Origin of the sequence: Streptomyces flavovariabilis, from assembly GCF_000725785.1 — a bacterium.
Taxonomy (GTDB): domain Bacteria; phylum Actinomycetota; class Actinomycetes; order Streptomycetales; family Streptomycetaceae; genus Streptomyces; species Streptomyces hawaiiensis.
Genome location: NZ_JNXD01000060.1, coordinates 1 through 3,977, shown reverse-complemented (window position 1 = coordinate 3,977; position 3,977 = coordinate 1). Strand labels below are relative to the sequence as shown.

General features: G+C 65.1%; 4 protein-coding genes. All 4 read right to left on the bottom strand.

Going from position 1 to position 3,977, the window contains the following annotated elements; translation table 11 throughout:
- Positions 1–149: 149 nt before the first annotated feature.
- The 4 genes from IO24_RS0139790 to IO24_RS0139780 all read right to left on the bottom strand — a co-directional run bounded on the left by IO24_RS0139790 (position 150) and on the right by IO24_RS0139780 (position 2,738).
- On the bottom strand, positions 150–524 hold the full coding sequence (locus tag IO24_RS0139790) for a VOC family protein (protein WP_031144721.1): 375 nt from the start codon (positions 522–524) through the stop codon (positions 150–152).
- Positions 525–709: 185 nt separating this feature from the next.
- The gene (locus IO24_RS41710) at positions 710–1,375 is read right to left on the bottom strand and encodes an endonuclease/exonuclease/phosphatase family protein (protein ID WP_234335456.1); all 666 of its coding nucleotides are present in this window, start codon (positions 1,373–1,375) and stop codon (positions 710–712) included.
- A gap of 36 nt (positions 1,376–1,411) precedes the next feature.
- On the bottom strand, positions 1,412–1,606 hold the full coding sequence (locus tag IO24_RS47035; protein WP_234335455.1) for a hypothetical protein: 195 nt from the start codon (positions 1,604–1,606) through the stop codon (positions 1,412–1,414).
- 223 nt (positions 1,607–1,829) lie between these two features.
- Entirely contained in the window at positions 1,830–2,738 is a 909-nt protein-coding gene (locus IO24_RS0139780) for a hypothetical protein (RefSeq protein ID WP_234335454.1), read from the bottom strand.
- Between the last annotated feature and the right edge of the window lie 1,239 nt (positions 2,739–3,977).

The window sequence follows — 3,977 nt, the reverse complement described above, 5'->3', positions numbered from 1 at the left end:
TCATTCGCAACTTCATCCAGACCAGGGCGCCTGGCGAGCTGGGTGAGTGGCGGGAGCTGTGACCCCGCCTCGATCACCAATCAAGACACCGTCTTAGTCCACACAACTCACGATGATCAACGGTGGCCGCACCGCTGCGGTGTCTCCTGTCAGTCCCGGACGAGACAGAACGGGTGACCTGCCGGATCCGCGAAGATGAGCCAACTGCGCTTCCCGTCCCCCTCATCGAGCAGTGAGGCGCCCAGATTGAGAACGTCTTCCTGAGCTCGGTTCAGGTCCGGGACACCCAAGTCGAGATGGAACTGCTGGGGCCGAGCGGGATCCGGCCACCGTGGCGGCTGATGGTCTTCCACCCGCTGGAAAGCCAGCACGAGCCCGTCGGTGTGGAGCGTCGCCCAGCCGTCGCCGAGTGACCACCGGGGATCCGGCTGGTTCACTACGCCGCCGAGAAGCGACTGGTAGAACCGGGACAGCTCAACGACATCGGCACAGTCCAACACCACACACTGCAGCTTGGCGATCATGAAGGGCAGCGTCTCACAGCGCCTGATCACGATCTACAGCTGGAGTACCAACTGGCCTGACGCTCTTTCAGTACCCGAGATTACCCCCACAGTCACGGGGCCGCCACGTTGATCGGCGCCGCCCAAAGTGGAGTCACTTCTCGCCTACCAAACGAGACCCTCCGGCCGCCAAGTGGAGCCAGAACTCACCTACAAAACGGAGTCAACGAACACCTACGAAGCCAAACGAGCATGTGGTCGATCATCTGGCCGCGGCCGTGGTGGAAGAGGGTGTAGCGGGCCTCGGTGGGGATGGTGTGCTCCATGGGGACCAGGACCCGTGTGGCGAGGTCGCCGTTGTTGGTGTCCTCGACGTTGCCGCAGATCGCCAGGACCGGGACTTCTTCAGGCTCGGCGTTGAAGTCACCGGCGACGATGATGCGCGCGTCCGGGTCGCCGTCGAGGATCTGGTCGATGAGGCGCCTGACTTCCAGGGCTTGGCTCATGCGCTTCATGGACGACAAGAAACTGCCTTCGGCCCAGCTGTCGGCGGTGCGCCAGATGCCCTTCTGAGGGTCGAGCACCTGTCCAGGGATGTCGCTGGGGATTTTGGATTTCAGGTGCAAGTTGATGACATGCAGGAGCTGGCCGGGTGCGGCGTGGTCGATGTCGATCTGTGCATGAAGGATGGGCCGCTCGATGCCGATGGGAACCGGCGCCGCGTCGGGTGGGTTGGCGGTGAGCCGCTGGTAGCGGGGCTCGTTGACCAGGTCGTTCTTCAGCTGCTGGTGCTTGATGACCGGCAGGTGGGTGGCGATGACCAGGTTGCGCACGTCGAAGACCGCGTCGTTCGCGGGCTTGGTGCTGGTCAAGGACGCGCCCTTGAGGTTGGTGCCGGCGAGAAGCTCCTAGAGCGCGAGCAGGTCACGCGGTTGCCCAGGGCGTTCCTGGCCGTGGACTTCCTGGAAACAGGCGATATCTGCGCGCAGCCGGGTGATCTGAGGCTTCATTAGCGCGATGCGTTCATCCAGCGACGGGCGCATGCCCGATGCGGCCTCGTCGAAGTTCTCCAGGTTGAACGTGGCAATCCGGATCTGTGTCACAGGTGCCCCCAGGGCTCGCCATGGTCGAAATGTGAAGGTAATCGGTTATCACTCACAGTGAAGAAGAGGTGCGCTTGACGTTCCGCTGATGACGGTCACACCGCCGTACCCTGCGACGCCAACCCACGAGGCCCCGAAGCGGGGGCTGCAGATGTCCTGCGGGGCGGGCCGTCTGTCAGGTGGCGCAGAGGAGGCGTCTCGAGCGGGGTGATCGGGCTCCTCCTTACTGCACACCGGGCGTTAGCTCAATGCGCACACCCTCGCCCTCCCTGAGGATGAAGACATTGTCGGTCCGCGCCCGCCAGCCGATGGGCACGGCGTAATAACGCCCGGCGCGCTCCACGATGAGCCGCAGGCCCTCGTAGCGGTGGCGAAGGTGGACGCCCGCACCGAGATCCCGGTGGCGTAGGCCGGGCGCCCACGACGAGAGGCTGAGTGACTGGGCGCTGTGGACCACCAGACCGGTGCGCAGAGTTACGTTGCGCGCGTCGTTCCTGGCGTTCCGCTCGCCGAGTTGGCCGGAGACAAGGGTGACTGCCCAGAGCAGGAACAGTCCGGCGGCCAGAACCAGCAAAGCCGTCTCCCACGGGCTCCTCGGGCGGCTGAGGCCAGCCTGCCGTACCACTCCGAGCACCAGGCCGAAACCGACGAGGAGGGGACCCGCCCAGCGGTACGGCAGAAGCACCTGCCACTGCCACCACAGCACGAGCAGAAGCAAGCCTGCGGCCACGACGATCAGATAGTGGCGGGCCAGAGCCGACGCCCCCCGTCCGGCGCTGCGCATCAAGACACCGTGGAGTCCCTTATGCGGCTGATGTCCGGCGATCGCCACGACGAAGAACAGCGCGGCGGCGCCCACAAGAACCGGAAACGTCACCAAGTGCAGGCTGTGCAGCACGAATTCACCGAAGCCGAAGCCGAGCGCAAACGGGGAGAGGTGGAAGTAACCGTAGTACGCGCCTGTGTAGATCACCCCCACGTAGAACATCAGCGCGGCGATGAACGACGCTTGCGCGACCACGATGTTGATCAGCGCCGTCGGGGGCGTCCCGGCTGGCGGATCTGTGCCTTCGAGCCCCGTTGAAGAACGGGGCCCTGGTTCGTTCACGTACCGTCCGGTGAGGGCGGGCACGCCGGATCACCGGGGCAGGCCGGAGGCGGAGTGCCTGTCGGAGTGATGCCCGCGCCTCCGTCATCCGAGGGGCCCGTGTTCGACGGCACGGGGTCTGGCGGAGAGATCGACTCGCCACTGTAGGAAGAAGAACTGCCGGAAGGCGACGGCGAGGGTGACGGCGACGTCGGTGACGGCGAGGGTGACGGCGACGTCAGAGTGAGGCTTGGCCGCGAAGGAGTGGGACTCTCCTCAGTGTCTTCCGCCCCTCCTCCCGAACCGCACGCTGCGACGAGCCCGAATACCGCCGCAAACACGCTCACGCGGGCCATCAAGCCAGGGCTGTACCTCATGCCGTCTCCCCGCAATGCTTCACCGTGTTCAGCCGATGCAGTCAGTAGGGGAACATAGTCCTGATCTTGTCCATCGCCAGGGGAGCCCGACGCAGGCAGTGGTCTGCACCACCCGATCGGAGCAGCATCGAGCTGCGACTGTCCGCTTCGGCGGCAACTCAATGGCGTGAGCAATGCCCCTCCCAAACCACCGGCGTCCTGGCTCCGCGGCCACCTTCGAGGGTGACGCCTGGTTCCAGTCGGCGACCTTCAAGGAAGCTGCATCGTTGGGCCGTTGGTATGTGCCGGGCAAATCCTGCTGTCCGGGGCGACGTTCGGCGTCCCAGTCACCCTCTCGTTAGCTTGCCTGGAGTGCCGTCGGACTCACTGGTCATCCACTGCTGAGGTACTCCTGCGCTACGCCTCGGTAGATTCCGCTCATGCGGTTTCCGATTCCCCCCTCACGATCGCCGCAGAGTCAAATCCGTTCGTTGCCGCCGACGACCAGCTGGCAGAGGCTCCTTTTGCGAGTGCGCCCGGCCCCCGGGGGTGAGGCTGGCGTCGCTGCACGGAGTCGATGCGGCCCGCCTGGTCCTGGCCGATGTCGACCTGTCCGGGTGCCTGTTCGCCGCCACAGTGCACTTGGACCAACTGCTCCTGGAGAGCGCCTGTACGGACTGGAGAGCCCGTCTGAGTAATCAGGGCGAGCCTCGGGTGACTGCCCGCTCCTGCTGTGAGGGAGAAGCCGGCCGGGCGGGGGTCGGGGTGTGGCTGGGGTCCGGTGGTTGGAGGTGCATGTTCCGCTGCTTCACCGGGCCCCAGCTATGGGGGCCTAGTTGTATTGATCACGAGCGTTGTTAACGCGGGGTCGGGCTTGATCATGGCGAAGGCCCCCGTGTGTGGTGGAGGTGTCGAATCTTCACCGCAC